Source organism: Postechiella marina (genome assembly GCF_039538365.1).
Lineage (GTDB): Bacteria > Bacteroidota > Bacteroidia > Flavobacteriales > Flavobacteriaceae > Postechiella > Postechiella marina.
Genome location: NZ_BAABCA010000004.1, coordinates 110112 through 135119, shown reverse-complemented (window position 1 = coordinate 135119; position 25008 = coordinate 110112). Strand labels below are relative to the sequence as shown.

Sequence of the window (25008 nt, the reverse complement as noted above, 5' to 3'; positions counted from 1 at the left end):
ATTATTTGTTACTATCTGTTTTTCATTACTTTGGTTAAAATACCAAAAACACTGCGTATAAAAGTAGCACTGGTAAGTACTTTAACTATAGGATTCATTCTTGTGCTAGAACTAGAGCGACGTTTTTTTGTTGAGGTTGCTTTCTTTTTAGATTCTGCTTTTTTTAGCGCTTCTTGTTCTTTTTTAGCTTTTTCTTTAGCTTCATCTGCTTCGGCTTGCTTTATTTTTTTATTTAGCATTTCGTAAGCACTTTCTCTATCAATTTCTTCATTGTATTTTTTAACAAGTTTAGAGGTTGCTAATAGTTTGCTTAACTCTAAATCTGTAAGTACATCCATTCTACTCATAGGAGCACGCATCATGGTTGCTGCAAGAGGTGTTGGGCGTCCTTTTTCATCTAAAGCAGAAACTAAAGCTTCTCCAATACCTAGAGAGGTTAAAACTTCTGTAGTGTTATAATATTCTGAATCTGGATAGTTTTGTGCTGTTAATTTTATAGCTTTCCTGTCTTTTGCAGTAAATGCTCTTAGGGCATGTTGTACTTTTAACCCCAACTGGCCAAGTACCTCTTCGGGAACATCGGTAGGGTTTTGCGTTACAAAGTATAAACCTACACCTTTACTACGTATTAATTTTACAATACTTTCAATTTGATTTAATAAAGCTTTAGATGCTTCTTTAAATATTAAATGTGCTTCGTCTATAAATATAATTAGTTCAGGTCTGTCGCTATCTCCTTGTTCAGGAAATGTCGAATAAATTTCTGCTAATAAACTTAACATAAATGTAGAGAATAATTTAGGTCTATCTTGTATGTCTGTTAATCTAAGTATATTAATATAACCTCGACCATCATCATCAATTCGTAATAAATCATCTACTTCAAAAGAGGTTTCTCCAAAAAACAAATCAGCACCTTGTTGTTCTAACTCTATTACTTTACGTAAAATAGCACCTGTAGATGCTGTAGATATTCTGCCATAGGCTTCAGTAAATTCGGCTTTGCCTTCTTGAGTAGCATACTGTAAAATTTTCTTAAAATCTTTTAAATCGAGAACAGGCATTTTGTTGTCGTCGCAATATTGAAAAATAACAGCAACAACGCCAGATTGGGTATCGGTTAAATCTAAAATTCTAGATAATAAAACAGGTCCAAATTCACTAACCGTAGCTCTTAGCCTAACGCCATCTTGTTCTGATAGTGTTAAAACCTCTACAGGGAATTTTTTGGCTTCAAACGGAAGTCCAATTTTTTTATGGCGTTCATCAATTTTTACATGTCCAGGACTTGGTTGAGCTAATCCGCTTAAATCACCTTTAATATCCATTAGTAAAACCGGTATACCTTTATCGCTTAAGTTTTCTGCCAAAACTTGTAACGATTTTGTTTTTCCAGTACCTGTAGCTCCAGCAATTAAGCCATGACGATTCATTGTTTTTAAAGGGATTTTAACATGTGCTCCTGTAATGGTTTCTCCATCGAGCATGGCAGCACCAACCGGTATAAAGTCTCCTTTAGTTGTATTCCCTTCTGTTATATCCTTTAAAAATTTGTCCTTAATGCTCATGCCTTATAATTTTTTATAAAAATATGTTTTCTAGCTGAAAGTAAAAAAGAAGCCCACATAAAACTATCAACAATTAGAAAGCAAACGCTTATCTTTGCAAACTTATGAATAAAGAGATACAGGAATTAGTTAATAAAGGTGAAATGCTTCCGTTAATGGAAGAGTTTTATACCATTCAAGGCGAAGGGTTTCATAAAGGAACCGCAGCTTATTTTATTAGAGTAGGAGGATGCGATGTAGGTTGCCATTGGTGCGATGTTAAAGAAAGTTGGAATGCTAATTTACATCCACCAACAGAAACTAAAAAGATAGTAGAAAGTGCAAAAAAATATAGCGATACCATTGTAATAACTGGTGGCGAACCCTTAACTTGGGACATGACAACTATAACTAGTTTGCTAAAAGCCGAAGGTATGCAAGTGCATATTGAAACCTCTGGCGCGTATAAGTTAACCGGTACTTGGGATTGGATTTGTTTATCGCCAAAAAAGCTAAAGCTGCCAACAAAAGAAGTTTACGAAAACGCTAACGAGCTTAAAGTTATAGTTTATAATAATGACGATTTTCGCTTTGCGGAAGAGCAAGCAGAAAAGGTAAATAAGGACTGTATTTTATACTTACAACCAGAGTGGAGTAAACGAGATAAAGTGGTGCCAGAAATTGTAGATTATGTTATGGCAAATCCAAAGTGGAAAGTGTCGTTACAAACTCATAAATATTTAAATATTCCTTAAGTTAAATACTATAATTAACTAAAAAGGGTTTAATAGTAAGCTTACTATCAAACCCTTTTTAGTTATTGTAAGACAAACTATTTTGTAAAAGGCACAACAACTCTAGTTGTTCCCCAAGCTAAATGCATGTTTGCTCCTCCGTTAGCTTCTGTAAAAGCAATAGAAAAGTTTTCTATAGATTCGTCTCCAGCAGTAACAGGGGCTTTAACTCTAACGACATCGTTAGCTTCGTTATAAGAATAAGCACCCCAAACGTTAATATCTGTACTTAAAATAATAGTCCATTCTTTTTCTCCAGGAATAGTAAATAACGAGTAGTTTCCAGCTTTAACGTTTTTACCTCCAATTTTCATATCATTATATAATGTAATGTAAGGAGCCTCGTTAGCACCTGTTCTCCAAACTTTGCCATTTGGTGCTAAATCGTTTAAAGATCTTCCCTTTAAAAAAGGTCTGCCATATACTACTTTTATTTGTTTGTTTGCATCTTTGTAACTCGCAGGAAAACTAGAAGCGTCTAACGGGCTTTTATCTAATTTAGCAAATTTTTGAGCATTTACATTGGTTGCTAAAAGCATTATAAATGTAAAAGCGATAGTTGATAGAAATGTTGATTTTTTCATAATGAATTTTAAATTTAATAAGTTTTAAAGTTAAGATGAATTTGTCTTAAAGTTTTTATAAAAGTCGGAACAGACTGTTAAAGTTTACAGTTTATTTTATTTAGATTTTTTAAATGATGACCCGCAGGTCTTTGTTTTACTTTTAAAAATGTATTTTTATAATGAATTAAAATTGATATAAAATGAAGCTTTTAAGTTTTGGAAGAGATTTTAAACCCGACAAACAAGTTATACTAAGAGATTATTTAGCTATAGAGCGTACACGTTTGGCTAACGAGCGTACATTACTGTCTTATATTAGATCGTCTTTATATTTGCTATTGGGTAGTATTGGCTTCTTTCAATTAAAAGATTTTCCTAATTTTAAATATTTAGCTCTGCTATCTTTAATATTTTGTGTAGTGTTTTTTGTAATTGGTGTGTTTAGATTTAGACTCCTTAAAAAAAGCTTAAAGAAACTGTATTACATGTCTGAAGATGATGGTGATAAGTAGGAGATTAACAGTAGTAGTATAAACTACTAAAAATATTATTTGTAATTAAAGCTAAACAGCGATTTTAGAATGGTTTCTAAATCGCTGTTTTTTTATAGTTTTTTATAAATTACAAAAAACTAAAAGTGTAAATAATATATGATATTATGCTACGTTATGGATGGTTTATAATATTTTTTCTTTAACCAAAAAGATACTCGAACTAGTAAAATTAAAGCAGGAACTTCTACTAACGGACCAATAACACCTGTAAAAGCTTGCCCAGAATTTAAACCGAAAACAGCAATGGCTACAGCAATAGCTAATTCAAAATTATTGCCAGCAGCAGTAAATGCTACAGCAGCAGTTTTATCGTATTCTGCACCTGTTGCTTTAGTAAAAAAGAAACCAATAATAAACATTAAAGAAAAGTAAATAAGTAGTGGTATAGCTATAATTAATACATCCATAGGTATTTCTACAATAAGTTCGCCTTTTAAAGAAAACATCACTACAATTGTAAATAATAATGCAATTAAGGTTAAAGGAGAAATGGCAGGAATAAATTTTTCTGTATACCATTTTTCGCCTTTTAATTTTACTAAAATAAGTCTGCTTAAAATACCAAGAACAAAAGGCAAGCCTAAATAAATAGCAACACTTTCTGCTATTGTGGCAATAGAAATATCTACAATAGCACCTTCAAAACCAAAATATGGAGGAAGTACGGTTATAAAAATCCATGCATAAAAGCTGTATGCAAACACTTGAAAAATACTATTTAAAGCCACAAGTCCTGCGCCATATTCGCTACTGCCTTCTGCTAGATCGTTCCAAACTAAAACCATAGCTATACAACGTGCTAAACCAATTAAAATGAGCCCAACCATATATTCTGGGTAATCGCGTAAAAAGGTAATGGCTAGAATAAACATTAATACTGGGCCAATTATCCAATTTAAAATAAGCGATATAGATAGTATTTTTGTGTTTCTAAATACTTTAGGTAAAAGGGCATAATTAACTTTTGCTAGTGGCGGATACATCATTAAAATTAAACCAATAGCAATAGGTATGTTTGTAGCACCACTGCTAAAAGAGTTTATAGTATCTGGAAATGTTGGTATAAAGTACCCCAAACCTACACCAATAGCCATAGCAACAAAAATCCAAAGGGTAAGGTTTCTATCTAAAAAACTTAATTTTTTTGCAGCCATAACTTTAATTTATCAAAGAAAAAATATAAAACAATTCGGTAGCAATTTGTATGCTTCTTTCGTTATATTTTTCGGCTTGTTGTGGCGTATTATCGAATGCCTTAGGGTCTTCAAAAGTAATAGGTGTACGTTTTTCAGCGCCAGCAATAAATGGGCATCCTCCATCGGCTTGAGAGCATGTCATAACAGCTGCAAATTCAGATTTCGGATTAAAATCATCATCCAATTTTTTAGAAAAACCAATAATTGGGTGCTCGTTATCTGTATATTTAATGCTGTATACAGGGTTGTTACCTTCAGATATCGTTTTAACCAGAAAACCATTATTTTTTAAAGTTTCTGCAACCATAGGGAAAAGAGCAGTAGCTTCTGTGCCTCCAGAATAAGTAAATACATTTTTTATATTAAAATAATTAGCCATGGTTTGCGCCCAAATTTGAGATAAGTGACTTCTTCTCGAATTGTGAGTGCAAATAAAGTTAATTCTAATGCTTTGATTTGTTGATGCTTTACTTTGTATGTAATCTATTAAAGGTTGTAAAATAGCTTTGCGCTCTTCTGTTATAGTTTTTGTGTCTAAACTTTTAATTACGTCTTCTATTTGTGTAAATAACATGGTTTGTGTTGCTTTCATCTTTATTTATTATATAATAAGGGGGTTAGTTAACAACAGCCACCGCCAGGTGTGCAAGAGTTTCCGGTTGCCTGTATTTCAGAAAATTGTAGTTTTTGTTTTTCTTCAGGAATGCCACATTTATCTTTTGCTAAGCAGTCTGTTTGTTTGGAGGTTAATAAAAAGTTTTTACCATCAAAATCAAGGCCGAATTTTCCAATGGTATCTGCTTGGTATTCTACTTCTATCTCTAAATCTTCAATTTTTAAAACGCTTTCTGAAATCTCAATAATGCTAAGTAACTTTTCTGGATGTAATCGGTGATCGTAATCATTAGCATTCCAAAGTTGGAAGTTGGCTACTTCTTCGTTTCTTACTGTACCTCCACAATCAATAAAATGTTTAGTAATTTTACCAACTTCTGTAACGTGAAAATGATTAGGCACTAATTCTCCATTAGGTAATTGAAAACCTATGGTTTCTAATTTGTTTAAAACTAATTTTACTTCTGATAATTTCATAACTACATTTGTTTATTGCAATAATACGATTAATGAATTTAAATTTTTTAACAACAATCTTGTGTTTTTGTTATGTCTTGGTTAAGAAACTCAGACATAATAGTTTTCATTACTATCCAATTTTCTTTATCTATACAGTAGCAAACGCTTGTGCCTTCTACGTTTCCTTTTATTAAACCTAAGTGTTTAAGCTCTTTTAAATGTTGCGAAATGGTGGGCTGAGCCAAGCCTATTTCGTTAACTAAATCGCCACAAACGCAAGAGTCTATTTTAAATAAATGCTGTAAAATAGAAACACGAGCAGGATGACCAAATACTTTTGCAAAAAGTGCAATTTTATTTTGTTGGTCTGTAAACATTTCTGTTTTCGCTAATCCCATAGTTGTTTTAATTATTACATTGCAATATTACGATTAATGTTTTTATCTGCAAAGTCATTTTATTATTTTTTAAGTAATTTTAACTAAAAAAAGTACTTTATTTAAAGTAACCTCTTGCTTTTAGGATGCCTTCTTTTTTAATAGAGAATAAGTCTTCTACATAGTTTCCGTAGTTAGTAACAACTTTGTTGTCTATATGTTTAAAGTATTTTTTAGGAAATAAAAAGTAGCGATGCTTTTTTAAATAGTCGTTTAGTATAATCGTTACATCTGCTTTAAAATCAATTTTTACTGGTTTAATTGTAGTATTCTTGTATTTAATTTTATCGTAAATTCCTGCCCATTTATTATCAGAGGTTTTAAAAACTTCAAAATATTGGTATTTGCAATGGTAGAATTTCTCATTTTCTTTAATAAGAAAAAGTAATGCGTTTTTACCTTTAGAAAAAGGAGGTATACCATGATGATCAAAGGCTATAAATTCAACTTCACTAGCTTTTATTTCATTATTAATATTTTTAATGACTTTATATTTTGCTTTGTATCCATAATCCATTTGTATAAATGTTTTTCTTAGGGTGTCTCCCTCAGATACATTAATTTTATAGTCCTCTATAGCTTGAGGTTTTATATAATTTTCGATATAAATTTTTTCGCCAACAAAAGCGTAGATTTTTTTATTAAAGTTGTTTTGTTTCCAATTGTCTGTAGTTGTAGTAGCGCTGTTTGTTTGAGTAAAAACAACATTCGAAATTAGTATTAATAAAAATGCTATAAGGGTATTTCTCATGGTTTGTACTTTATAAAGCTACAAATTATAGGTTTTTTTTAATTGAGAAATAATTTCGTTTACTGCGTTCTCGTTTGTAGTGTCTTTTTTATAATAATTAATATTTAAAAAAGGATTTTGCCTTAGTGTGGTTTCTTGGTATGGGTATTCTAATTTTTTTAGAATGTCTGTTAGAGACTCGTTATTAAAGCGTATGGTTACATCTCGTAATTCTCCTTTAGATTTTGTAGAATAAGAATAATGCATTCCAGATTTTGTAATCTTAAATTTTGGTTTGGAATTAGTTACTTTATCGGAAGCTATGTTTACCTCTTCAATTATAAATGTTTCTTTACTAAAATTACAACTAAAAAGAGCTAGTATTAAAAAAGTTAAAAAGTATCGTGCTTTTTTTTGTTTTAAGTTTTTCATAGAATGATGCATTATTAATACACTGTAAATGTAATTAGTTTTTCTTACATTTTAAATGGAAAAATCTTAAAATAAATTAATTGTATTTAGTGTATTGCGGTTTTGTTTTGCCTATTATAATTTTTAAAATTAATGTGGTTGTTAGTATTTAAAATCGTTAGCTTTTAATAAGTGTTATCGGCGCATTGTTTATTAGGGTTTGTGCCTCTATAAACAGTTGTAATTTAATTTTCTATACCATTGCTATTGCTACAAGAAAGTAATAGAAATGTTAATAATATATATTGGATACGTGTTTTTAAATAAAAAAATCCTGATATAAATATCAGGATTTTTTAGGTATTTTATTTTAGTAAAAAAACATAATTATTGTTCAACCAAAACCCATTCGCCTTTAGCAATTAGTGGTTCTGCTTGTTTAAACTTTACAGTTTTATTTTCACCGTTTATTACATTTTTAATAGTAACACGATCGTTACGTCCAATTTTTGGTTGGTCGCGAACAATGGTTTCTACTACTTGTTGTTGCTGTTGTGTATTACTAGCAGCTCTGTTTTGAGCAGAACGCTCGTCTAGATTAGGTATTTCGTCTTTTTGCGTTTGAAGATTTTCTTTTTTGCGAACCTCTCGTGCTTCTTGAATAGTGTCTTGAGTTTCTTGAGGTAATTCACCTTTAAATAAAAACGAAATTACATCTTTGTTTACTTGGTCTATTGTGGCTTTAAATAATTCGAAAGCTTCAAATTTATAAATTAATAGCGGGTCTTTTTGTTCGTGTACAGCTAATTGTACAGACTGTTTTAACTCGTCCATTTTACGTAAATGTGTTTTCCAAGCATCATCTATAATGGCAAGTGTAATGTTTTTTTCAAAATCGGTAATCAATTGTTTACCATTAGTTTCGTATGCTTTTTCAAGGTCTGTAACTACATTTAAGCTTTTAACACCATCTGTAAAAGGTACTACTATACGCTTAAATTTATCGCGCTGTGTTTCGTAAACATTTTTAATAACAGGGAATGCTATATCTGCATTCTTAGCCATTTTATCGTTATAGTGAGCAAATGCAGTTTTGTATATTTTTGCAGTAATATCTTGAGCAGAAAGTTTACCAAATTCAGCTTCGGTAATAGGGGCGCTCATAGAGAAGTAGCGAATTAATTCGAACTCTAAGTTTTTATAATCTCCGGCAGCTTTATTTGTTTCTGCAATACCTTCAGAGGTATCGAAAATCATATTAGCTAAATCTACACGAAGGCGTTCTCCAAATAAGGCATGATGGCGACGTTTGTATACAACTTCACGTTGTGCATTCATTACATCATCATATTCTAATAATCGCTTACGCACACCAAAGTTATTTTCTTCCACTTTTTTCTGTGCTCGCTCAATAGATTTAGAAATCATAGAGTGCTGAATTACTTCACCTTCTTTTAATCCCATTCTATCCATCATTTTAGCAATACGCTCAGATCCAAATAATCGCATTAAATTGTCTTCAAGCGATACGTAGAATTGAGAGCTACCAACATCTCCCTGACGTCCAGCACGACCACGTAACTGTCTATCTACACGACGCGAATCGTGACGCTCTGTACCAACAATGGCTAAACCGCCAGCTTTTTTAACCTCGTCGCTTAATTTAATATCGGTACCACGACCAGCCATATTAGTTGCAATAGTTACCTGTCCAGATTTGCCTGCTTGGTCTACAATATCGGCCTCTTTTTTGTGTTGCTTCGCATTTAATACATTGTGAGGTATTTTACGAATACTAAGCATTTTACCAAGCAGCTCAGATATTTCTACAGATGTAGTACCAATAAGTACAGGTCTACCAGCTTGCGATAGTTTGGTAACATCATCTATAACAGCGTTGTATTTTTCGCGTTTAGTTTTATAAACTAAATCTTCTTTATCGTCTCTAGCAATAGGTCTATTTGTTGGAATTTCTACGACATCTAGTTTGTAAATTTCCCAAAATTCACCAGCTTCTGTAACCGCAGTACCTGTCATACCAGATAGTTTTCGGTACATTCTAAAGTAATTTTGAAGAGTTACAGTAGCAAATGTTTGCGTTGCATCTTCAATTTTTACGTTTTCTTTAGCTTCAATGGCTTGGTGTAAACCGTCAGAGTAACGACGCCCGTCCATAATACGCCCCGTTTGCTCGTCTACAATCATTACTTTATTATCCATCACCACATATTGTGTGTCTTTTTCAAATAAAGCATAAGCTTTTAATAATTGGTTTAAAGTATGTATACGTTCAGATTTTACACCAAACTCTTTAAATAATTCTTCTTTTAAATTAGCTTCTTCTTCGCTAGATAAACCTTGCTCTTCTATTTTTGCAACCTCAATACCTATTTCTGGCATAACAAAAAAGTCTGGGTTGTCTTTTCCAGAAATGTATTCTATACCTTTGTCTGTAAGTTCTATTTGGTTATTTTTTTCTTCAATTACATAGTAAAGTTCCGCATCAATTTTTGGCATTTCGCGGTTGTTATCTTGCATGTAAAAGTTTTCGGTTTTTTGAAGTAGCATTTTTACCCCCTCTTCACTTAAAAACTTAATAAGCGCTTTATTTTTAGGAATACCACGATAAACGCGTAATAATTTAAAACCACCTTCTTTAGTATCTCCTTCTTTAATTAATTTTTTAGCTTCGGCTAAAACTCCAGTTAAGTATTTGCGTTGTACAGATACAATATCGTCTACCTTTGGTTTAAGTGCTGTAAACTCGTGATGATCGCCTTGAGGTATAGGTCCAGAAATAATTAACGGTGTACGTGCATCATCAACCAAAACAGAATCGACTTCATCTACAATAGCGTAGTGGTGTGGGCGTTGCACTAAATCGTCTGGCGAGTGCGCCATGTTATCGCGTAAGTAATCAAAACCAAACTCGTTGTTGGTTCCATAAGTAATATCGGCATTGTAAGCTTTTTTACGTGCGTCAGAGTTTGGTTGGTGGTAATCAATACAATCTACACTTAAACCATGAAACTCAAAAATTGGCGCCATCCATGCGCTATCACGTTTTGCCAAATAGTCGTTAACTGTTACAAGGTGTACACCACGACCAGAAAGCGCATTTAAATACACAGGCAAAGTAGCCACTAAGGTTTTACCTTCACCTGTATGCATCTCTGCAATTTTACCTTGGTGCATAGCAATACCACCAATTAACTGTACATCGTAATGTACCATGTCCCAGGTAATAGGTTTTCCTGCTGCATCCCAAGAGTTTGCCCAAGTTGCATTTTCGCCATCAAGCGTTATGTAGTCTTTAGTTCCAGATAATTCTCTATCGTAAGTACTTGCGGTAACTGTAATAGCTGTGTTGTTTGTAAAGCGCTTTGCTGTTTCTTTAACAACAGCAAAAGCTTCAGGTAAAATGTCGTTTAAAACCCCTTCTGTAACAGCATAGGCATCATCTTTTAATTTATCAACTTCAAGGTAAATATCTTCACGTCTGTCAATATCCTCCGTATTATCGGCTTCTTCTAAAAGGTTGGCTATTTGGGCGTCTATGCTTTTGGTAGCTTCAGTAATTTTGGCTTTAAACTCAGTTGTTTTTGCTCTTAATTGGTCATGCGATAGCGCTTCTAAAGCTGCTTCAAAGGTTTTAACTTTCTTAACAAGTGGAGTAATTGCTTTTACGTCTTGTTTCGATTTGTCTCCTACAAATACTTTTAAAACCGAATCTAAAAAACTCATGTGGTATATGTTTATGTTTAGTCTAGACCTAGGCCTAGTATTTTATGTTAAAATTTAATGCATTTTGAAACGCTTTCAAAGATACATTTTGTAATCATGTTTTGTAAAGTTTAGAGCAAAAAAAAAGCCTCAAATCGAGACTTTTTAACTATTCTTTATGCTTTTTTATTAATATTCATCCTCATTCCAGAGGTAATCTTCATCAGTAGGATAATCAGACCAAATTTCTTCGATAGAATCATACGAATCTCCTTCGTCTTCAATCGACTGTAAATTTTCAACAACCTCCAAAGGAGCTCCCGTTCTAATAGCGTAATCTATTAATTCGTCTTTTGTTGCTGGCCATGGCGCATCACTTAAATAAGATGCTAATTCTAAAGTCCAATACATTTTTTTATGCGTTTTAATTTTTGCAAAAATAATTTTTTAGTTTAAACACACAAGGAAAAAATGAATTATTTAATCATTAATTTTTAAGAACGTATTCTTTTGCACTCTAAACAGTTGAAATTTATTATTGCCTTGTTAATAATAATACAATTAAACAACTAGGTCTTTTAAATAAAAACAATAATTGGGGCGTTACCCAAAAAAAGGGTCGGGCTTTTCGCTAAATCTTTTTGAGAAAAACAAAAAGGATACCGCTACAATCCCTAACGCAAAAAACGTTTTTATTACAAAAACAAGTTGTAAATTAAGATGCCTTTATAAAACTTATTAAATAATTAATGCTTCTCAGGAATCCACTTAATTTCATTTGCTTGTAAAGTATAGGTCAACTTTCGTGCCAATACAAAAAGGTAGTCAGAAAGGCGGTTAAGGTAGGTTAAAGCATTCGCTTCAAAAGGTTCTAGCTCGTTAAGTGCCGATGCTAAACGTTCGGCACGTCTGCAAACACAGCGTGCTATATGACAGAATGACACGGTTTGGTGTCCGCCAGGAAGTACAAAGTGCGTCATTTCTGGTAAGCTTTCGTTCATTGCATCCATTTCTTTTTCTAGTAGCTCGATATCGGCATTAGAAATTTTTTCAATATTTAAACGTTCTTTACCGTTTTTTAGCATTGCCTTTTCGGGGTCTGTAGCTAAAATAGCTCCAACAGTAAAGAGTTTGTGTTGTATTATAACAATTATATCTTTATAGGTTTGGTTAATATCTTGGTCTCTAATTAACCCTATGTGCGAGTTTAACTCGTCTACAGTGCCATAACTATCTATGCGAATATGATGTTTTGGTACGCGTGTGCCACCAAATAAAGCTGTTGTGCCTTTGTCTCCTGTTTTAGTGTAGATTTTCATGTGTTAAAGGTAAAAGTTAATAAGGAAAATGGCAAAGGTCGAAAATTTTATTTTGTTAGTTAAACTAGGCTCTAATAACAAAATGTTCTTTATTTTGTTCTTTTCTAAAAAAGACAAAGCCCCAATAAAAAGTATCTATAGTAACTGTAACTTGTGGATGTTGTTTAATTGTGTTCCAAGCTTCGGTCATGTTTTTAGACCAATAAATATCATCAAAAATAAAAACCGAATCGTTATGGCTAGTCTTTAAAAGTGTTTCAAAATAGTGTATTGTGGCTTCCTTTTGATGGTTACCGTCAAAGAAAACAAAATCAAAGGTGTTAGTTTTTAATTTTTCTATTTCATCTTTAAAGTTACCTGTAACTAAGTTAGTGTTTGTAATAGAATAATCCTTTAAAAATAAACTAGCAAATTTTGATGTATTTGGGCAGCCTTCAATAGTTATAATATTAGCATTAGGATTTTCTATAGATATGGCATGCGTGCCAATACCAAGAGAAGTACCAAGTTCTAAAACGTTTTTGGGTTTAAAATATCGTGTTAGTCTAAATAAAAGTTTAGCACGTTTGTTAGTGGTTCCTGCGTTTTTAGCAATTTGATAAACATAGCGTTTTTTATGTTGCATAGAGCGAGAACCAGCCCCTAAATCTGTTACATTAATGCAACTTTTGTTTTTTAAAAGTGCTTTTTTATAGGATGCGATACTCTTATAATCATTATAAAATGATTTGTCATAAAAACATTTGGTAACTAAATTGTACACAAAAGGAGAGTGCACGCCATGTTGGTTGGTCGATTTTATAAGAAACCTTATGTATTGTTTAATTTGATAAAACACGAAATTTAATCTTCTAATTTAGCAGATAACTCGAACCAACGTTCTTCTTTGGCATCCATAAGGTCTATAATTTCTTGAAGCTGGTCCGATAGTTTGTTAATATCGTCTGGAGTAAGGTCTGGATTGTTAAACTTGTTTTCCAGTTCTTTTTTGTCGTAGGTTAAAGATTTTAATTTGCTTTCTATGTTTTTTAGTTCTTTTTCTTCATTGTAAGACAATTTTTTTTCGTCTTGTTTCCAATCGCTTTTTTCTTTTTTATCTTCTGTGTTTGTTTTAGGAATTACAGGTTGGCTATCTTCATAAATGCGATAGTCTGTATAGTTTCCAGGAAAATCTTCTACCACACCTTCGCCTTTAAATACAAAAAGATGATCTACAACCTTGTCCATAAAATAACGGTCGTGAGATACAACTATAACACAACCAGGAAAGTCCATTAAAAAGCTTTCAAGAACATTTAATGTTACAATATCTAAGTCGTTAGTAGGCTCATCAAGAATTAAAAAATTAGGGTTTTGTATTAAAACGGTACATAAATATAATCGTTTACGTTCGCCACCACTTAATTTTTCAACAAAATCGTATTGTTTTTTTCTACTAAATAAAAAACGTTCTAAAAGTTGTTGTGCGCTAATTTGTCTTCCTTTTTTTAACGGTATGTAATCGCCAAACTCACGAATAACATCAATAACCTTTTGTTCTGGTTTTATTTTTATTCCGCCTTGTGTATAGTATCCAAACTTTACAGTTTCACCTTTGGTAACTTTACCAGAATCTGGTTGGGCAGTTTGTGTTAATATGTTTAAAAATGTGGTTTTTCCTGTTCCGTTTTTTCCTATTATACCTGCGCGTTCGCCTTTTTGGAACATGTAATTAAAATTATCAAGAATGGTTTTGTTCTTAAAAGCTTTAGATACTTTATGAAATTCTAATATTTTGCTACCTAAACGTTCCATGTTTAGTTCTAACTGAACCTCGTGGTCGTTTCTGCGTTGGTGTGCACGGTGTTTAATATCTGCAAAATCGTTAATTCTAGATTTAGATTTTGTTGTACGTGCCTTTGGTTGTCTACGCATCCAGGTTAACTCTTTTTTAAAAAGCTGTTTGGCTTTACCTGTTTCTATAGATTCTTGTTCTATTCTAGCAGCTCTTTTTTCTAGGTAATACGAGTAGTTGCCCTTGTAGCTGTATAATTGACCTTCGTCTAATTCTATAATTTCGTTACAAACACGCTCAAGAAAATAACGATCGTGGGTTACCATAAAGAGTGTTATGTTTTCTTTGGCAAAAAAGTCTTCTAGCCATTCAATCATTTCTAAATCTAAATGGTTTGTAGGCTCGTCTAAAATTAATAAATCGGGTTTATTAATTAGTGCGTTAGCTAGTGCTAGTCTTTTTACTTGTCCTCCAGATAGTAAACCTACTTTTTGATTTAAATCTTCTAACTTAAGTTTAAAAAGTATTTGTTTGTAAAGAGTTTCGAAATCCCATGCTTGGTGTAGCTCCATAGCATCAAAAGCTGCTTGGTAGGCTTCGGTGTCTTCAGGGTTTAAAATGGCTTTTTCGTAGTTGTTAATAACTTTTAGTATATCGTTATCACTAGCAAAAATAGTTTCTTCTACAGTTAAATTGGGATCGAATTTAGGATCTTGAGACAAAAAAGAAACAGCAATGCCTTTGCGGTAAGTAATATGTCCAGAATCGGCTTCGTCTTCTCCAGAAATAATTTTTAATATGGATGTTTTTCCTGTACCGTTTTTAGCTACAAAGGCTATTTTTTGGTCTTTGTGTACGCTAAAAGATATGTCTTCGAAAAGTGTATGCTCTCCGTAGGATTTTGATATGTTTTCTACTGTTAAATAATTCAAGGACTCGTGTTTTATGCAAATAACGGATAAAAAACCAAAAATATAGCTATAAGTTTTATTCTTCCTAACGAAAAGTTATATTTGTGATAAATCAATTTGCCTCTATGTTAAAGAAATTTTATTTAATTTTTAGCGTAACTTTTAGCGTTTTATGTTCTTCTTGTATTACTAATAAAGATGTGGTTTATTTACAAGATAAGGGTACTGTGGTTAATGATTCTTTGCAAATACAAGCGCTTTCTAAGCCTTACAGGGTACAGATAAATGATTTGTTAAGCGTTAATGTAAAGGCAGAGAAAAAAGAAATAAATGAGTTGGTTAAAATTTTTAACCCAACCACTAGTGAGTTAGATGATACTACAGAGTCTTTATATTATAATGGGTTTACTGTAGATTTACATGGTAATATTAAATTTCCAATTCTTGGAGAAATTAATGTTTTAGGATTTACAACAGACGAAATAGAAGAAAGAATTAAAGAGGTTATACTCCAAAAGTATTTAAAAGAGACCGCCAAAATTTTTGTAACGGTTAAATTGTCTGGTTTAAAGTATACAACCTTAGGAGAAATAGGGAGTAAGGGGACAGTGGTGCTATATCAAGACCGTGTAAATATTTTAGAAGCTATTGCTAATGCTGGAGATATTTTAGATACTGGAGACCGAAAAGATGTTTTAATTGTAAGGCAATACCCTGATGGACAAAAAATTCATCATATAGATTTGACAGATATTTCTGCAATGAAGTCTGAGTTTTATTTTATTCAGCCTAACGATTTAATTATGGTAAAGCCCCTAAAACGAAAATCTATAGGCGCAGGACAAACTGCAGCGCAAACTTTAACTACAGTAGCAAGTATTTTTTCTGTACTTGTAAGTTCTTACTTTTTAGCACGTAATCTATAAATTTATGGAAGAGCAGTTTGAAGGTAATGATATCCAGGTTTTTGATTTTAAGGCCTTTGTTTATAGAACTATAAGTTATTGGAAATGGTTTGTTTTAGCTTTGGTTGTAGGTGTTTATATTGTTTATCAGCAAAATATAAGAAGAGAATTTCCGTATACTCTATCTGCTTCTTTAACAGTACAAGATGATAAAAACCCCTTATTTACATCAAATACAAGTTTGGTGTTTAACTATGGAGGTATTTCAGGAAAAGTTCAAGAGGTCTTGTTAAATTTAAAATCTAGAAAACACCATGAAAAGGTAGTCGATAGTTTAAACCTATATTTATCTTATTATACACAAGGACGTTTTTATAAAACTGATATTTATGGTGCAAATCCCTTTAAATTTGTAGGCTTAAATAATGCTTATCAGGTTATAGGGCAACCTATTAAAATCGTGTTTTTAAATGATACTTCTTTTGAATTGTCTTATAATTTTGGAGAATTACAACAAGTTACTTTGCAAAATTTTCAAAATAAAAAGATAAAAACAATAGCTGTAACTAACCCTGTTTTTTCTGAGGTTTATAAGTTTGACGACTATATAGACCTTCCTTTTTTTAAAGGAAGTATAGAAAAAAAAGAAGAGATAACTATAAGTAACGGAAATGAGTTTTTTATACAGTATTCAGCTTTTGATGCGACGGTATCCTCGTTTGTAAATAATTATGCAGTAACCAATCAGCAAAATTCCCCGCTTTTAGTTACAAGATTAACTAATAAGAATAAGGCGAAAATTGTTGATTACATAAATACATCAGTTTTTATTTTAGAACGCGATCAATTACAACGTAAAAATCAGTATGCTATTAATACTGTTGCTTTTATAGATAAGCAATTGGCTAGAGTTAAAAGTCAGCTTAATAGAAAAGCAGATTCTTTAAATGATTTTATGCGTAGCAATAAGATATTTGATTTAGAAAACGAAAGCTCTTTATTGTCTACTAAAATTGAAAATTATAATGAGCAAAAGGAAAAGCTAAACCAAGCCTTGATGTCTTATAATTTGCTTAAAAACTATTTATTAACTAGTAATGATTTTACCAATTTTTCTGCTCCAGCTTTACAAGGTATAGATGATGCTAATATTACAGCAGGAATATCTAAAATAGTTAGTTTATCGGTTCAAAAATCTACTTTAGAATCTTCTGTAAGAGATAATGTTTCTGTTTTTAGTGATTTAAATAATCAAATAGAATCACTAAAAAATGTAATGTTAGAAAATATAAATTCTGTTAAGGCCAATATAGTCTATCAAATTCAATCTATAAATTCTAAAATATACAGTTCGGAAAGTGAGTTTTCTACCTTACCAGAAAATCAACAAAAACTCGAGGCTATAGAGCGAGAATATTTATTAAGTCAAAGCACTTATAATTTGTATTTAGCTAAGCGTGGTGAGGCAGATTTAATAAAAGCATCCAATATATCTGATATTATATTGATAGAGCCAGCTAAAGATATAGGGCAAGGAAGAAATACAGTTAATCTTAATATAAGGTATGTTTTTGCCTTGGTAGCAGCCTTAATTCCTATTTTAATAATTGCCTTTATTATTACTTTTTTTGATAATAAAATACACACTCCAAACGATTTAAGTAAACTGGCTAAATTACCATTGTTGGGTGTTGTGGGTAAAAATAATTCAGAAAATAATCTAGCTGTTTTTAATAAGCCAAAATCGGCAGTAGCAGAAGCTTTTAGAGCTGTACGTTCTAGTCTACAGTTTATGTATAAAAAACATGAGTTACAAGGAACAAAAACGGTTATGATTACATCTTCTGTTAGTGGAGAAGGAAAAACCTTTTGTTCTATTAATATAGCTTCGGTTTTTGCTTTAAGCGGAAAAAAAACAGTGCTAGTTGGTTTAGATTTGCGTAAACCAAAGATTTTTGGAGACTTTGATATAGATAATAATATTGGAGCTGTTAATTATTTAATAGGACAGAACCCCTTGGAAGAAGTTGTGCAAAAAACAAAGGTAAACCACCTTGATGTTATTACTTCTGGACCAATACCACCAAATCCTTCTGAATTATTAATAGGGGAGAAAATGGATCGTTTTATAGAAGAATTAAAGGCTAATTATGATTATATTGTTTTAGATACGCCTCCAGTAGGTTTAGTAGCAGATGCTTTAGAGTTAATAGAGTATGCAGATGCCTCTTTGTATGTTGTAAGACAGGATTATACTAAAAAAGAAATGTTATCATTAATAAATGATAAACATAAAAAAGGGGAAATTAGTAATATTAGTTTTTTATACAATTTTTATGACCAAAAAGGTAAGTATGGCTATGGTTACGGGTATGGTTATGGCTACGGTTATGGAGCGTATGGTAATGGATATCATGAAAATTTAGATGATAAACTGTCAATATTTGCCCGATTGAAATCTGTTTTCAAAAAATAATATTCACTTTTAAATAATTTAATTTATAAATAAACATTGAATCCTGTTTCAAAAAATAACGATTGGTTATATACTATTTCGCCTAAACGAAAATTAGTAGATCTTAATTTTAAAGAGATTTGGCGTTATCGCGATTTACTATTTTTATTTGTAAAGCGCGATATCATTACTCAATATAAACAAACTATTTTAGGACCGTTATGGTATTTTATTCAGCCTTTATTTACTTCTGTAATATTTACCCTAATTTTTAATAATCTAGCCTCTATACCAACAGGATCTGGTATCCCTTCGTTTTTATTTAATTTAGCAGGTATTACGTCATGGAATTATTTTAGTGCCTGTTTAACTGGAACGAGTGATACTTTTAAGGCGAATCAGAATATTTTTGGAAAAGTTTATTTTCCAAGAGTTATCACGCCACTATCTGTAGTGTTTTCTAATCTTTTAAAATTTGGAATTCAACTATTAGTATTTACCATATTTTACTTCTATTTTGTGTTTTTTACAGACACAGCTTATAACGCATTACCACAGTTAGAACTATTATTACTTCCCATTTTAATAGCTTTTATGGGTTTATTTGGTTTGGGTTTCGGGATGATTATTTCATCTCTAACTACAAAATACCGTGATTTAACTTTCTTAGTTGGTTTTGGTGTACAGTTGCTTATGTATGGCTCTGCAGTCATGTACCCATTATCTTATTTTAAAGAAAAGGTGCCAGACTATTCATGGTTGGTAGAATATAACCCAATGACCACTATTATAGAATTGTTTAGATATATGACCTTAAGCATTGGCTCGTTTTCTATAACCAAATTTGCTTACGCAGGAACCGTTAGTATTATTGTATTTTTAATTGGGTTGGTAATTTTTAATAAAACAGAGAAAACCTTTATAGACACTGTTTAAAATGAAAAGACCAGACATTATTTTAAAAGCCGAAAACATTTCTAAACAATACCGTTTAGGTCTTGTTGGTACTGGCACGATTTCTCACGATTTAAACCGTTGGTGGCATCGCATACGAGGCAAACAAGACCCGTATTTAAAAGTAGGAGAAAGTAACGACCGTAGTACTAAAGGACAAAGTGAGTATGTATGGGCTTTGCAGGACATTAATTTTGAAGTTAAACGTGGTGAAGTATTAGGAATTATTGGTAAAAACGGAGCAGGAAAATCTACACTACTAAAAATACTTTCAAAAGTAACAGGACCAACCACTGGAGAAATTAAAACTAGAGGACGCATAGCCTCATTACTAGAAGTAGGTACTGGTTTTCATGGCGAAATGACTGGTCGCGAAAATATTTATTTAAATGGAGCTATCTTAGGTATGACCAAAAAAGAAATAGCCTCTAAAATAGATGAGATTATAGACTTTTCTGGCTGTGAGCGTTATATTGATACACCTGTAAAACGCTATAGCTCTGGTATGACAGTGCGTTTAGCCTTTGCAGTGGCAGCCTTTTTAGAGCCTGAGATATTAGTTATTGATGAGGTATTAGCTGTAGGTGATGCTGAGTTTCAGAAAAAAGCTATTGGTAAAATGCAAGATATTAGTCGCGGAGAAGGAAGAACGGTACTGTTTGTGAGTCATGATATGACAGCGATTCGCAATCTTTGTAAAAAAACTTTAATGTTGAAAGACGGTACAGTTTTTATGATTGGAGAAACAGATCATGTCATTCAAGAATATTTAACCGATTCTTTAGAAAATATTGATGATAATTTATTAAAATCAAAATTTATCAAGAGTATTGAAGTCCTTAATAAAGCCATTAATATTGGAGGGAAATTTGAGATTAAGATAATTTTTAAAGATGATTTAAAAGATAAAATAGATTATTGTTTTATAGGAGTAGAGAATCAAGATCAAAGAAGGGTTTTTTCAACAGGATCGCATCTTGATAAAGATTTTCATAGCCTTTTCGAAGCTAATGCAAGTTTAACATGTTCTATTGATTCAATTAACCTAATTCAAGGCAGATACAATGTAATGGTTGCCCTAGGAACTAATATGCCAAGGAAAAACTTAGAGGTAATACATGATGCTTTTTCTTTTGAAATTGTAGAAAATAATTATTTTGAAAATGGATTGTCATTAAATAGAAATCAAGGTGTTGTTATTTTTAAATCAAAATGGTCTTTAGGTGAATAAAAAATTAGTCATAATACCATCAGACCCTATACACGAATATGAAGCTAAAGGTACATCTTCTTGGTTAGAAGAATATTTCAACCCTAATTCTTATTTTGAAGAAGTATACGTATTATCTCCTAAAGAAAATAAAGAGCGAGAAGTGTATGGTGTGAAAATAATACCAATTAAATCAGATAAACAATATAAAAAGCTTTTAAAAAAAATTAACCCATTCTGTGTTAGAGCATATGGAGGTTATTGGGCAACAGATTTTGCTAATTACAATAGAGTAGGTAAAATTCCTGTTGTTTCAAGCATTCATGATACTAACACAGATTTAATACATGAATCGCTAAAATTTTCAGATGCTTATTTTACTATGAGTAAAGCTGTAAATAATATTTTACTTGATAAATTAAATATTAAATCAACCAATTTACTAGGGAACAGAGTAGATACAAGCAAGTTTATTAAAGAAACTAAATATACAAAATCAAATAAGTTTAAATCTAAAAGAATAGTACTTCACGTTGGGAGAAAAACGTATCAAAAAAATATTGAAAATACAATTGAAAGTTTAAAGTATTTACCAGAAGATTTTATTTTAGTTTTAATAGGAAAAGGAGACATAGAGCCTTATTTAAAAATAGCTGTTGAATATAAAGTTGAAAATAGAGTGCATTTTATTGAGAAGGTTGAAAATACAGAATTAATAAAATGGTATAATTTAGCAAAAGTATTATGTGTACCAAGTAGATGGGAGGGTTTCGGGTTAGTGTTTGCGGAAGCAGCGAGTTGTAAAACCAAGATTGTAACATCAAATATTAAACCAATGAATGAGTATTTGATTAATGATGGTGTTATGAATGTTTTGGTTGAAGATTTTGAAAACCCAATTTCAATTTCTAAGGCTATTCTTAAGTTAGTAAATAACCCTAATACAAATAAAAAAACAAGAGAATATATTGTTGAAAATTTTGATAAAAAAGTTATAGCTAAACGTGAAATTGAATTTTATAAAAGTGTAATCTATAAAGGGAAAAATAAGAAACTAGACTATAAAAAATGGTATTATAAATTTTTATATAGAAAAGATATAATGCACACTAAAAATAGAATTATTAAGTTACCTAAAAGAATATGGAGAAAACTGAGCTAGTCTCTATTATTCTCCCAGTTTATAATGGAGAGCAATATCTTAAGCAATCTATAGAAAGTTGCTTAAATCAAACCTATAGCAATATTGAGCTTATTATAGTTAATGATTGTTCAACAGATGCTACTTTAAAAATAGTAAATCAGTATTTAGCTATAGATAATAGAGTAAGAGTAATAAATAACGTTATAAACAAAAAATTACCTGCTAGCTTAAATATTGGGCACGATCAGGCTAAGGGTGCATATATCACTTGGACAAGTGATGATAATTATTATGATTTATTAGCAATTGAAACAATGGTAAATATAATACTGCAAGAGAAAACAGATATTGTCTATGCTAATTATAACATGATAAACGGAAATGAGAATACTGTTGTTAAATTATTAGATTTTTATAATTTATTACAACTTAACTGTATTGGAGCTTGTTTTTTGTATAACAATCAAGTATATAAAAACTCAGAAAAGTATGATGAATCTTTATTTTTAGTTGAAGATTATGATTTTTGGTTACAGTCTTTAAAAAAATATAAATTTTATCATTTACCTAAAGTTTTATATCATTATAGATTACATAATGCGTCATTAACCCAAAGTATTCAGGTTGATAGTGAGCGTAATCAGCTTTTTGTTAAGAATATAGAAGTTAGTTATAAAAAGTTTTTCTCAAGCTTTGATTTAGATGTAAATTATTGTGCAAAACTATTTACTAAACTGCACATAGCACCTTATTCGATAAAAAATACTAGAGAGATTTTTGATATAAGAGCAGTTGTTAATGTTTGTAGTAAAAAACTAAGACTTTCAAAAAAGAATAAAAAAGCGTGGTTATTTTCAATAATGCAATTACAACTACAATTATTACGGTCCATAAATAAAGACGTTAGTTTTTATAGTTGTTTAAGTTTTTTAAAAACAAACTATAAATTAATGACTTATAAAAACTATAAAGTTTGGATTAAATTATGTTTTAGATTAAAATAAATTATAAGAATTTTTAATGGAAAAATAAAAGCTTTAGATGAAATTTGATAATAAAAATGTATTGTTAGTACTTCAAGTTGGTACATTAGGAGGTGCAGAAAGACAAGCATTGGGACTTGGTAAGTTTTTAGTAAATAATAAGAATTGTAATGTTGATATTTTATTTGTTGTATCAAATAATAGAACCAAAGAATTTAATGATTTTTTTAATACAACAGGAATAAAAAATGTTTTTTATTTTGGATTCCCTCATGTCGTTCTTAGAAGAGAATTGTCAATTAAAAACTTAAAACGTTTAAAATGGTCGATTCAATACTTTTTACTTTTAAAAAAGGAACTAAATAAGAATAAGTATGACGTTGTTGTTCCATTCTTAAACACACCATCAAAAATCTCATATTATTTATATAAACTATTACCAACCGTTAAATATACTTTTTGGCATCAGTTAGGCTTAGATTTTTTGAAAAAAGATATTTATGAAAGTATTGCAATTAATAATATGCCTTGTATTATAGGTAATGCAGACAATTGTTTTGATATTTTTAAAAATGAGTATGTAGTAAAGAACAAAGTGTTTAATTTATTGCCTCAATACTTGACGCTTAAAAAAGAGAATAGAAACTCAGACATAATAAAGGAGAAATATAATATTAATAAAGAGGATATTGTATTTGGAATGATAGCTCATTTTAAGTCTTTTAAATACCATGATTTAGCATTAAAAGTTTTTGCTAGGTTAGCTAAAGAGACGGAAAAAGTGCACTTAATTTTACTTGGAAATAAAGACAATGATGAGATTTGTTTAGAGATATATAATAATCTTAGTGAAAGTATTGATAAAATGAATATTTCAGATAAGGTGACTTTATTAAGTAATGAGGATGTTACAGATGTATTGAATGTTTTAGATATAGGTATTCTCTTATCGCTTATAGAAGGTACACCAAATGTCGTTATGGAATATATGCTATATGCGCTTCCTGTAATAAGTTCAAATCACCCAGGGTGTATCGGTTTGTTACAAGATTCTAAGTTTCTAGTAAATAATACAGAAGAAGAGGTTTTTCAAGCAATGTATAAGTTAGCAGCTAATGAAATACTAAGAGAATCAGAAGGCGCTAGAAATGCGAAACGCATAAAAAAATATGACATCGAAACTTATGTTAATAAGTTAGAAACCATATTAACAAATAGCTTTGAATAATTATGGATAATAATGATTTAGTGTCAATAGTTATACCAGTATATAACGGTGAGAAGTATTTAGCATTGTCTATTGAAAGTTGCTTAAATCAAACTTATTCTAATATAGAATTGATAATTGTAAATGACTGTTCAACAGATAATTCTTTAGCTATTGCAACTGAGTATCAAAAAAAAGATGATAGAATTGTAATTATTAATAATATAAAAAATTTAAAACTTCCAGCAAGTTTAAACGTTGGGCATATTGCAGCTCAAGGAAGTTTTATAACATGGACTAGTGATGATAATGTATACAATTTAAATGCTATAGAATGTTTGTTAGGGAACTTAAAAAAAAACTATGCTGATTTAGTTTATAGTGATATTTCAATAATTAATATAGAAGGTGCTGTAATTAGAAAAGTTTCTCATGTAAACTTTGAAAACAATTTATTCGGAAACTTTATAGGATCATGCTTTCTTTATAAAAAAGAGGTGTTTGAAAAAAACAATGGTTATAATGAAGATTTGTTTTTAGTTGAAGATTATGATTTCTGGTTAAGAGCTTCATTGCATAGTAGATTTTATCAGCTTAAAAAGAATCTTTATAATTATAGATTACATGGCGACAGTTTAACATATAGTATTGCTTTTGATGAGAACAAAAAATCACTTTTTACAAAAAATGTCAAAGTTATGTATATTAACTTTGTTGATGCTATAATGAAGATAGGTGGTGATATTATAGTTGACTTTCAAACAAATATTTTAATGCACAATAAGATTGAATTTGCTTGGCTTATAAAAAATAAAAAACTGATTTTTAGGTTTATAAAAAAAATTAACAAATATGAAAATTATAGTGATAATAGGGAACTAAGAAAAGTGTTTAGAGATAAAATGGTTCACGTTTTAGTAATGAATTCAGAAAAAAGATATAATTTTCAAAGAGCACTGTTTGTTATAATTAATTTTTATAACGTCATGGATATAAATACGCTAAAAACATTAATTAAATATTCTTTATTTAAAAAATAGAATATTGGAAGTAAGTAAAGAGTTTAAGGTAATAAAATTTTAAAAGAAGGTCAAATATTAGTTTATATAAGTAA

The 25008-nt window shown here is 30.7% G+C and carries 23 protein-coding genes; 10 read left to right on the top strand and 13 right to left on the bottom strand.

Annotation, left to right across the window (positions count from 1 at the left end; genetic code table 11):
• Positions 1 to 11: 11 nt before the first annotated feature.
• A complete protein-coding gene (locus ABD715_RS09870; RefSeq protein ID WP_344788039.1) occupies positions 12 to 1568 on the bottom strand; it encodes a helicase HerA-like domain-containing protein in 1557 nt (518 codons plus the stop codon).
• Between the two features lie 104 nt (positions 1569 to 1672).
• Here ABD715_RS09870 and ABD715_RS09865 point away from each other — a divergent pair, with 104 nt between their 5' ends.
• The gene (locus ABD715_RS09865) at positions 1673 to 2302 is read left to right on the top strand and encodes a 7-carboxy-7-deazaguanine synthase QueE (protein WP_344788038.1); all 630 of its coding nucleotides are present in this window, start codon (positions 1673 to 1675) and stop codon (positions 2300 to 2302) included.
• 77 nt (positions 2303 to 2379) lie between these two features.
• On the opposite strand, the gene ABD715_RS09860 is transcribed toward ABD715_RS09865, so the two are convergent.
• Complete coding sequence (locus ABD715_RS09860; RefSeq protein ID WP_344788037.1) at positions 2380 to 2925, bottom strand: DUF2911 domain-containing protein; 546 nt, start codon at positions 2923 to 2925, stop codon at positions 2380 to 2382.
• A 182-nt stretch (positions 2926 to 3107) separates the two neighbouring features.
• On the opposite strand from ABD715_RS09860, the gene ABD715_RS09855 reads away from it, so the two are divergent.
• A complete protein-coding gene (locus ABD715_RS09855; protein WP_344788036.1) occupies positions 3108 to 3419 on the top strand; it encodes a DUF202 domain-containing protein in 312 nt (103 codons plus the stop codon).
• Between the two features lie 149 nt (positions 3420 to 3568).
• On the opposite strand, the gene arsB is transcribed toward ABD715_RS09855, so the two are convergent.
• The 11 genes from arsB to ABD715_RS09800 all read right to left on the bottom strand — a co-directional run bounded on the left by arsB (position 3569) and on the right by ABD715_RS09800 (position 15057).
• Positions 3569 to 4615, bottom strand: a complete 1047-nt coding sequence (arsB, locus tag ABD715_RS09850) for an ACR3 family arsenite efflux transporter (RefSeq protein ID WP_344788035.1) — start codon at positions 4613 to 4615, stop codon at positions 3569 to 3571.
• A 4-nt stretch (positions 4616 to 4619) separates the two neighbouring features.
• On the bottom strand, positions 4620 to 5249 hold the full coding sequence (locus tag ABD715_RS09845; protein WP_344788034.1) for an arsenate-mycothiol transferase ArsC: 630 nt from the start codon (positions 5247 to 5249) through the stop codon (positions 4620 to 4622).
• Positions 5250 to 5278: 29 nt separating this feature from the next.
• Positions 5279 to 5749, bottom strand: a complete 471-nt coding sequence (locus ABD715_RS09840) for a DUF6428 family protein (RefSeq protein WP_344788033.1) — start codon at positions 5747 to 5749, stop codon at positions 5279 to 5281.
• Positions 5750 to 5796: 47 nt separating this feature from the next.
• A complete protein-coding gene (locus tag ABD715_RS09835) occupies positions 5797 to 6129 on the bottom strand; it encodes an ArsR/SmtB family transcription factor (protein WP_344788031.1) in 333 nt (110 codons plus the stop codon).
• Between the two features lie 97 nt (positions 6130 to 6226).
• Positions 6227 to 6919, bottom strand: coding sequence for a hypothetical protein (locus tag ABD715_RS09830; RefSeq protein WP_344788030.1), 693 nt, complete (start codon positions 6917 to 6919; stop codon positions 6227 to 6229).
• Positions 6920 to 6937: 18 nt separating this feature from the next.
• Positions 6938 to 7330 carry a hypothetical protein gene (locus ABD715_RS09825; protein ID WP_344788028.1) on the bottom strand — a complete coding sequence of 131 codons (393 nt, stop codon included), beginning with the start codon at positions 7328 to 7330 and terminating at the stop codon, positions 6938 to 6940.
• Between the two features lie 366 nt (positions 7331 to 7696).
• Entirely contained in the window at positions 7697 to 11053 is a 3357-nt protein-coding gene (gene secA / locus ABD715_RS09820) for a preprotein translocase subunit SecA (protein WP_344788027.1), read from the bottom strand.
• A 168-nt stretch (positions 11054 to 11221) separates the two neighbouring features.
• Positions 11222 to 11443, bottom strand: coding sequence for a DUF2795 domain-containing protein (locus ABD715_RS09815; RefSeq protein WP_019387375.1), 222 nt, complete (start codon positions 11441 to 11443; stop codon positions 11222 to 11224).
• Between the two features lie 335 nt (positions 11444 to 11778).
• The gene (locus tag ABD715_RS09810) at positions 11779 to 12351 is read right to left on the bottom strand and encodes a cob(I)yrinic acid a,c-diamide adenosyltransferase (RefSeq protein WP_344788025.1); all 573 of its coding nucleotides are present in this window, start codon (positions 12349 to 12351) and stop codon (positions 11779 to 11781) included.
• 64 nt (positions 12352 to 12415) lie between these two features.
• Positions 12416 to 13129: an O-methyltransferase gene (locus ABD715_RS09805; protein ID WP_344788024.1), complete on the bottom strand. Its 714-nt coding sequence runs from the start codon at positions 13127 to 13129 to the stop codon at positions 12416 to 12418.
• A 65-nt stretch (positions 13130 to 13194) separates the two neighbouring features.
• Entirely contained in the window at positions 13195 to 15057 is a 1863-nt protein-coding gene (locus ABD715_RS09800; protein WP_344788023.1) for an ABC-F family ATP-binding cassette domain-containing protein, read from the bottom strand.
• 104 nt (positions 15058 to 15161) lie between these two features.
• On the opposite strand from ABD715_RS09800, the gene ABD715_RS09795 reads away from it, so the two are divergent.
• From ABD715_RS09795 to ABD715_RS09760, 8 genes are read left to right on the top strand one after another with little or no spacing between them, the layout of a single operon-like run.
• On the top strand, positions 15162 to 15962 hold the full coding sequence (locus ABD715_RS09795) for a polysaccharide biosynthesis/export family protein (protein ID WP_344788022.1): 801 nt from the start codon (positions 15162 to 15164) through the stop codon (positions 15960 to 15962).
• Positions 15963 to 15966: 4 nt separating this feature from the next.
• A complete protein-coding gene (locus ABD715_RS09790; RefSeq protein ID WP_344788021.1) occupies positions 15967 to 18417 on the top strand; it encodes an exopolysaccharide transport family protein in 2451 nt (816 codons plus the stop codon).
• 36 nt (positions 18418 to 18453) lie between these two features.
• On the top strand, positions 18454 to 19332 hold the full coding sequence (locus ABD715_RS09785) for an ABC transporter permease (protein ID WP_344788020.1): 879 nt from the start codon (positions 18454 to 18456) through the stop codon (positions 19330 to 19332).
• A 1-nt stretch (position 19333) separates the two neighbouring features.
• Complete coding sequence (locus tag ABD715_RS09780; RefSeq protein ID WP_344788019.1) at positions 19334 to 20581, top strand: ABC transporter ATP-binding protein; 1248 nt, start codon at positions 19334 to 19336, stop codon at positions 20579 to 20581.
• Positions 20574 to 21722, top strand: coding sequence for a glycosyltransferase family 4 protein (locus ABD715_RS09775; protein ID WP_344788018.1), 1149 nt, complete (start codon positions 20574 to 20576; stop codon positions 21720 to 21722). The genes ABD715_RS09780 and ABD715_RS09775 overlap by 8 nt, the downstream gene beginning before the upstream one ends.
• Positions 21704 to 22708 (top strand): glycosyltransferase family 2 protein, encoded by a 1005-nt coding sequence (locus ABD715_RS09770; protein ID WP_344788017.1) that lies wholly within the window; start codon positions 21704 to 21706, stop codon positions 22706 to 22708. Before ABD715_RS09775 ends, ABD715_RS09770 begins: the two co-directional genes overlap by 19 nt.
• A gap of 37 nt (positions 22709 to 22745) precedes the next feature.
• The gene (locus ABD715_RS09765) at positions 22746 to 23915 is read left to right on the top strand and encodes a glycosyltransferase family 4 protein (RefSeq protein WP_344788016.1); all 1170 of its coding nucleotides are present in this window, start codon (positions 22746 to 22748) and stop codon (positions 23913 to 23915) included.
• 2 nt (positions 23916 to 23917) lie between these two features.
• Positions 23918 to 24934, top strand: coding sequence for a glycosyltransferase family 2 protein (locus tag ABD715_RS09760; protein ID WP_344788015.1), 1017 nt, complete (start codon positions 23918 to 23920; stop codon positions 24932 to 24934).
• The last annotated feature ends 74 nt before the right edge of the window (positions 24935 to 25008 follow it).

Excerpts from the sequence above, each read along its gene's own strand:
- ABD715_RS09845 (WP_344788034.1), bottom strand. The coding sequence starts at position 5,249 with ATGAAAGCAACACAAACCATGTTATTTACACAAATAGAAGACGTAATT.
- ABD715_RS09860 (WP_344788037.1), bottom strand. The coding sequence starts at position 2,925 with ATGAAAAAATCAACATTTCTATCAACTATCGCTTTTACATTTATAATG.
- secA (WP_344788027.1), bottom strand. The coding sequence starts at position 11,053 with ATGAGTTTTTTAGATTCGGTTTTAAAAGTATTTGTAGGAGACAAATCG.
- ABD715_RS09795 (WP_344788022.1), top strand. The coding sequence starts at position 15,162 with ATGTTAAAGAAATTTTATTTAATTTTTAGCGTAACTTTTAGCGTTTTA.
- ABD715_RS09780 (WP_344788019.1), top strand. The coding sequence starts at position 19,334 with ATGAAAAGACCAGACATTATTTTAAAAGCCGAAAACATTTCTAAACAA.
- ABD715_RS09855 (WP_344788036.1), top strand. The coding sequence starts at position 3,108 with ATGAAGCTTTTAAGTTTTGGAAGAGATTTTAAACCCGACAAACAAGTT.
- ABD715_RS09870 (WP_344788039.1), bottom strand. The coding sequence starts at position 1,568 with ATGAGCATTAAGGACAAATTTTTAAAGGATATAACAGAAGGGAATACA.
- arsB (WP_344788035.1), bottom strand. The coding sequence starts at position 4,615 with ATGGCTGCAAAAAAATTAAGTTTTTTAGATAGAAACCTTACCCTTTGG.
- ABD715_RS09810 (WP_344788025.1), bottom strand. The coding sequence starts at position 12,351 with ATGAAAATCTACACTAAAACAGGAGACAAAGGCACAACAGCTTTATTT.
- ABD715_RS09765 (WP_344788016.1), top strand. The coding sequence starts at position 22,746 with ATGAAATTTGATAATAAAAATGTATTGTTAGTACTTCAAGTTGGTACA.
- ABD715_RS09840 (WP_344788033.1), bottom strand. The coding sequence starts at position 5,749 with ATGAAATTATCAGAAGTAAAATTAGTTTTAAACAAATTAGAAACCATA.
- ABD715_RS09815 (WP_019387375.1), bottom strand. The coding sequence starts at position 11,443 with ATGTATTGGACTTTAGAATTAGCATCTTATTTAAGTGATGCGCCATGG.
- ABD715_RS09825 (WP_344788028.1), bottom strand. The coding sequence starts at position 7,330 with ATGAAAAACTTAAAACAAAAAAAAGCACGATACTTTTTAACTTTTTTA.
- ABD715_RS09790 (WP_344788021.1), top strand. The coding sequence starts at position 15,967 with ATGGAAGAGCAGTTTGAAGGTAATGATATCCAGGTTTTTGATTTTAAG.
- ABD715_RS09835 (WP_344788031.1), bottom strand. The coding sequence starts at position 6,129 with ATGGGATTAGCGAAAACAGAAATGTTTACAGACCAACAAAATAAAATT.
- ABD715_RS09760 (WP_344788015.1), top strand. The coding sequence starts at position 23,918 with ATGGATAATAATGATTTAGTGTCAATAGTTATACCAGTATATAACGGT.
- ABD715_RS09865 (WP_344788038.1), top strand. The coding sequence starts at position 1,673 with ATGAATAAAGAGATACAGGAATTAGTTAATAAAGGTGAAATGCTTCCG.
- ABD715_RS09830 (WP_344788030.1), bottom strand. The coding sequence starts at position 6,919 with ATGAGAAATACCCTTATAGCATTTTTATTAATACTAATTTCGAATGTT.
- ABD715_RS09770 (WP_344788017.1), top strand. The coding sequence starts at position 21,704 with ATGGAGAAAACTGAGCTAGTCTCTATTATTCTCCCAGTTTATAATGGA.